This window comes from Lachnoclostridium sp. An14 (assembly GCF_002160755.1).
Lineage (GTDB): Bacteria > Bacillota > Clostridia > Lachnospirales > Lachnospiraceae > Lachnoclostridium_A.
On sequence record NZ_NFLE01000070.1, the window covers coordinates 1 to 4,819 of the forward strand.

The 4,819-nt window shown below is 59.2% G+C and carries 3 protein-coding genes; all 3 read right to left on the minus strand.

Annotation, left to right across the window (positions count from 1 at the left end; all coding sequences use genetic code 11):
• Positions 1-83: 83 nt before the first annotated feature.
• The 3 genes from B5E84_RS19950 to B5E84_RS19960 all read right to left on the minus strand — a co-directional run bounded on the left by B5E84_RS19950 (position 84) and on the right by B5E84_RS19960 (position 4,667).
• A complete protein-coding gene (locus B5E84_RS19950) occupies positions 84-476 on the minus strand; it encodes a RusA family crossover junction endodeoxyribonuclease (protein ID WP_087226648.1) in 393 nt (130 codons plus the stop codon).
• A gap of 371 nt (positions 477-847) precedes the next feature.
• Positions 848-3,058, minus strand: a complete 2,211-nt coding sequence (locus B5E84_RS19955; protein ID WP_087226651.1) for an AAA family ATPase — start codon at positions 3,056-3,058, stop codon at positions 848-850.
• Positions 3,059-3,083: 25 nt separating this feature from the next.
• The gene (locus tag B5E84_RS19960; RefSeq protein WP_087226654.1) at positions 3,084-4,667 is read right to left on the minus strand and encodes a DEAD/DEAH box helicase; all 1,584 of its coding nucleotides are present in this window, start codon (positions 4,665-4,667) and stop codon (positions 3,084-3,086) included.
• Positions 4,668-4,819: the final 152 nt, after the last annotated feature.

Genomic DNA, 4,819 nt, shown 5'->3' on the forward strand with positions numbered 1-4,819 from the left:
ATGCTTGGGCAGTGGCTTATCCCGGTAGTTCAGCCAGAACCGGTTGTATACTTCTGTGAACGCCTCCTGTACCTCTGGGTTTGTCATATGTTCTCCACCTTCACATAAATCCCAGGGAGATCCGCCCAATACTTTTCAATGACCTCGCTGGCCACCTGGGCGTCATCCTTCCAAAATCCCAGCTCTGTCATGACATCCTTAAGCATCTTCACCAGATTATCCGTGTCCGGCTTGCTGGTCCGGTATTCCCCATCCAGGTGCTCCCCTCTGGGGAAACACCACCAGGTTGTGAGACGGACCGCTCCATCAAACGGCTGATCCATCTGATGGCGCCCTAAATGGTCTCTCAGTTTCTGTCTGGCTGCTTTCAGCTCTGCCGGCTCATAGAACACCGGTTTTCCTTTCACCACCCGCACCTGTTTCTCCTGGTGGGTTTTGGTGGGCGGGATCATCGGCATGAAAAACTCTTTGACCATCGCAATCCTCCTCTCTGTCTTAACTTTATCGCGTTAATGTTTGAAATTATCTTTCTAGATTTCATTTGCGCCCTGTCATCGGGGAGGGGGAAGGGAGACGGGCCGGGCGGCTTTAGGCCCGTCCCTCTCCTACCCCCGTGACCTCGCGACTGCGGGGGGAAATTTTTACCCCTTTAGGGGTACAGTCTTCCCCTCCACAGGGGAAAGACTGAAATTCAGTGTTCCCCTCCCTCGTTCCCCCAGTGAGGGAAAGACTGATTTTTAGTGTTCCCCTCCTTCAGGGGCTTGTGCGGGGAAGGCTTATTTTCAGTCTTTCCCTCCCTTTCTCCGCAAGGAGGGGAAGGCTGGTTTTCAGTGTTCCCCTCCCTCTGTTATCCCTGCCTCTTTCGGACAAAGCCGTCCTCAATCTCGTACCCTCCATGCTCATTGATCCGGTCACGGACCGTTCGTTTTGACACGCCCAGGTATTCCGCCACCTCCGCAACAGAGGGCTCCTCCCCAAAATTGCTGTTTTCCAGAGCCTCCTCCAGGGCCCGTTTTCGTTCCGTTTTCCGGTCCTTCGCGTTCTTTTTATTGTTCTCTGCCCCCTTTTTCCACGGCGGCAACTCCGCCTCCGGCTGAATATCCCCCAGCGCCCCGCTCTCATCCAAGGTGTGCACCGGGTACCGGAACCACACATTGACCGGCGGAAACTTCGGGAACTCCCGCAGCGTCCCCTCAATCCTCCATGCCGTCATGGCTGCCACCTGCTCCTTTTCCTCCGCCAGGATCCGCTCCAGGGCCGCCATCTGCCACCGGTCCAGATGCTCCCTACAGTATTCCAGCATCCGCACGCTGCTGCATAGATCATCCTGGGAGAGCTCCTCCTCCCACTTGAAATGGGCGTCCAGGTACTGCTTGCAGGCCCGGCACACCGCCCCGTTTTCCTCCTGTTTGCGGAGGGCCTCTGTCGTTTCCAGCTCGATCAAATCCAGCAGCGCGTCCGGATCCCTGGCAAACACCCCGGAACCGGAGGCCCGGTCCATAGACCGTTTCCCGCCCTGGGCACCCTTGCTGTGGTGGTGGCAGTAGATCACCGCGGTGCCAAGCTCCGTGCAGACCTTGTCAAACTGGTTGCAGAACAGGGCCATCTGGTCCGCGCTGTTCTCGTCCCCGGTGAGCACCTTATAGATCGGGTCGATAATCACCGCGATGTAGTCTTTTTTTGCTGCCCTGCGGATCAGTTTCGGGGCCAGCTTATCCATGGGGACAGAGCGGCCGCGCAGGTTCCAGATGTCAATGTTCCCCAGGTGCCCTGCCGGATACCCCAGGGCCTCATACACATCCCGGAACCGGTGCAGACAGCTCGCCCGGTCCAACTCCAGGTTGACGTATAACACACGGCCCTGGGCGCAGTCCCAGGAGAGCCATTTCCGTCCTTCCGCGATGGCAATGGCCAGCTCGATCTGCAGGAACGACTTCCCCGCCTTGGAGGGTCCGGCAATCAGCATCTTATGGCCCTGGCGGAGTACGCCGCCAATCAGCGCCGGCGCCAGGTCCGGCAGATGGTCCCAGACGGCCTCTAATGGCTCCGGGTCTGGAAGGTCATCGTTGATCCCCTCGATCCACTCCTGCCATGCGTTCCAGTCCGGCTTTCCGATGTTGGTATCCACCAGGAACTGCTTTCTCCCATCCCGCATCACCCCCGGCATCCGGGACAGACGGGAGGGGTTCCGGTTCTGCTTATCAATCTGCAAGCCGTTTTTCTCGCAGATTTCATAGAGGTAATCCACCCGTTTCCGGTACTCGCTGTAATCGGCGGCATCCACCCGCACAATGGCGTGCAGGCTTTTCTTCCCGGAATGTACCAGGCAGGCCACCGGCAGCTCCAGCTCACGGATGATGGCGTTCTGCCGTTCCAGCTCCATGCTGTCAGACTCCACCAGGGCGTAGCGGAAATCGGTTACATTCTCATTTCGGATGCCGTTCCCATCCAGGGGGTTGAACCGGATCCAGGCCCCCACCTCGGGGTTATAATCCCCTAACACCCGGCCAATGTCCCCGCCACAGCGGGCCAGTTCCTCAATGAGCTGGCCAGCCGTCCGGTCCCAGTTACCCTTTGTAGGCATATATTTCCCGTCTTTCTCAAAGCTCTGGGTCACATACCCCACGTTTTCCGTGGAGTCAAACAAGGTCTCCAGATAGAGGGTCAAGTCCTTCACCGGGTCCCAGCGGCCCGGCTCCTCCACTTCCTTCCCCTCAATCCAGTTGCTGTCTACCACCACGCCTTCGGAGGCGATGGCGTCATCCCATCCCAGGGGTATCCCCAGGTCTGCCGGTGGCGTCCATCCCTGGTCCCTGGCCATCTGCACCAGGGTACCGCCCTTGACCGGCGCGCTGCTCCCGGAAAAGGTCCGCCACTTCCTCGCGCATTCCCCGGCATGGTACCGGCCGGGATCCCGCCGGCTCCACTCCTCCCAGACGGAGACGTCATACCCTTCATAGTTGAGGGCCATCCCGACGTTAATCCAGTCCTGATAGGACAACTCCGCCGGCTCTATGTAATCCAGGACCGCCAACAGGTCATACTGGTTGTTCTCCATATTTCTGCTCCTTATTTATTCAGTCTCAGTCAGGGCGGAAACTCTGCGGATCCATTCCCGCCGGGATCTTCCATCCGTTCCCCGCAATCCGGTCAATCAGGCGTTTCGCCGCATCAAACTGCCAGGTACCCACGTGTTGGAACCCGCGGTTTTCTAAGAAACGGATCTGTTTCGGCGTGGTAAGCCCTTCTGTCCTCCGTTTATCCAACCGGTCCAGTAGCTTAGCCGCCTTTCCGGCATTGTCGATCTCGTCCGGCAGGATCCCCAGTTTTTCCAGGGTCGCCTTTTGCTTATCGGATGGCGGCGCCAGCTCCCAGCCAAAAGAAGGAACGTATCCGGAAAGGTCCTCCGCCTGGATGCTCATTTCAAACTGCAAGGGGTCCACCAGGCGCTGTTTCCTCCGTTTCATTTCTGCCAGTTTCTTCGCCAGGGCCTCCTCCCGCTGGGCCACCACATCCTCTGATGCCTGCCGCTCCGCCTCCTCCAGATCCACCGGACAGCCCGCTTTTTCTTCCAGATTCTCCGTCATCTTCCGGGCCACCTCCTCATTTTCACAGATCAATGAGGCAGGATGGCACAGCTCATGGCGCTCCGTATGCCACAGGAAATCCAGCAGGAGAAGGTGGTCCTTTCCAGGAAACAAACGGGTCCCGCGCCCTACCATCTGGCAGTACAGGCTGCGGACCTTTGTGGGCCGGAGCACCACCACACAGTCCACGGACGGGCAGTCCCACCCTTCCGTCAGCAGCATGGAATTGCATAGGACGTCGTACCGTCCGGCCTCAAAGTCAGCCAGGACCTCCGCCCGGTCCCCGCTCTCCCCGTTGACCTCCGCCGCCCGGAACCCGGCCTCGCAGAGGATGTCCCGGAACTTCTGGGATGTCTTAACCAACGGCAGGAATACCACGGTTTTCCGGTCCCGGCAGTACCGCCCCATCTCCTCCGCGATCTGGTGAAGGTACGGGTCCAGGGCGGTGCCGATCTCCCCGGCCTTAAAGTCCCCCGCCTGTACCCCCACAGTGGAAAGGTCCAGTTTCAGGGGGATGGTCAGGGCCTTGATGGGGGAGAGGTACCCGTCCCGGATGGCCCTGGGAAGGGTGTATTCATAGGCCAGGCTCTGGAACACCTCGCCCAGGTTTCGCATATCCCCGCGGTCCGGTGTGGCCGTTACCCCTAACACCTTCGCCTCCGGGAAATGGTCCAACACCCTCCGGTAGCCCTCCGACAGGCAGTGGTGGGCCTCGTCAATAATGATGGCAGTGAAATAATCGGACGGGAACTGTCCCAGCCGTTTCTCCCGCATCAGGGACTGTACGGAGCCCACCGTGACCCGGTACCAGCTCCCCATGCAGCTCTCCTCCGCCTTTTCCATGGCACACCGCAGCCCCGTGGCTTTGTGCAGCTTATCCGCCGCCTGGCTCAACAGTTCCCCCCGGTGGGCCAGGATCAAAACCCGGTCTCCGCGGCGCACACAGTCCTCCGTGATCTTGGCGAACACAATGGTTTTCCCGCAGCCGGTGGGAAGGACTAAAAGCGTACGCAGCGCCCCCGTTTCCCACTGGGCGGCTACCGCTGCCCTTGCCTCCTCCTGATATGGCCTCAGCTCCATTAAAACTCACCTGCCACAAACTTCCGGGATTCATACGGGAGATATTTCACCACCTGGTTGTTGGTCCGGTCATTCCCGTTCTTATCCTTATAGGTATGGACTTCGATCTCAACCTTGCCGGTGGCTCCGGGCACGGCCCCCCAGTTGGGCCG

Coding starts and splice junctions, on each gene's coding strand:
- B5E84_RS19950 (WP_087226648.1), bottom strand. CDS start 476: ATGGTCAAAGAGTTTTTCATGCCGATGATCCCGCCCACCAAAACCCAC.
- B5E84_RS19955 (WP_087226651.1), bottom strand. CDS start 3,058: ATGGAGAACAACCAGTATGACCTGTTGGCGGTCCTGGATTACATAGAG.
- B5E84_RS19960 (WP_087226654.1), bottom strand. CDS start 4,667: ATGGAGCTGAGGCCATATCAGGAGGAGGCAAGGGCAGCGGTAGCCGCC.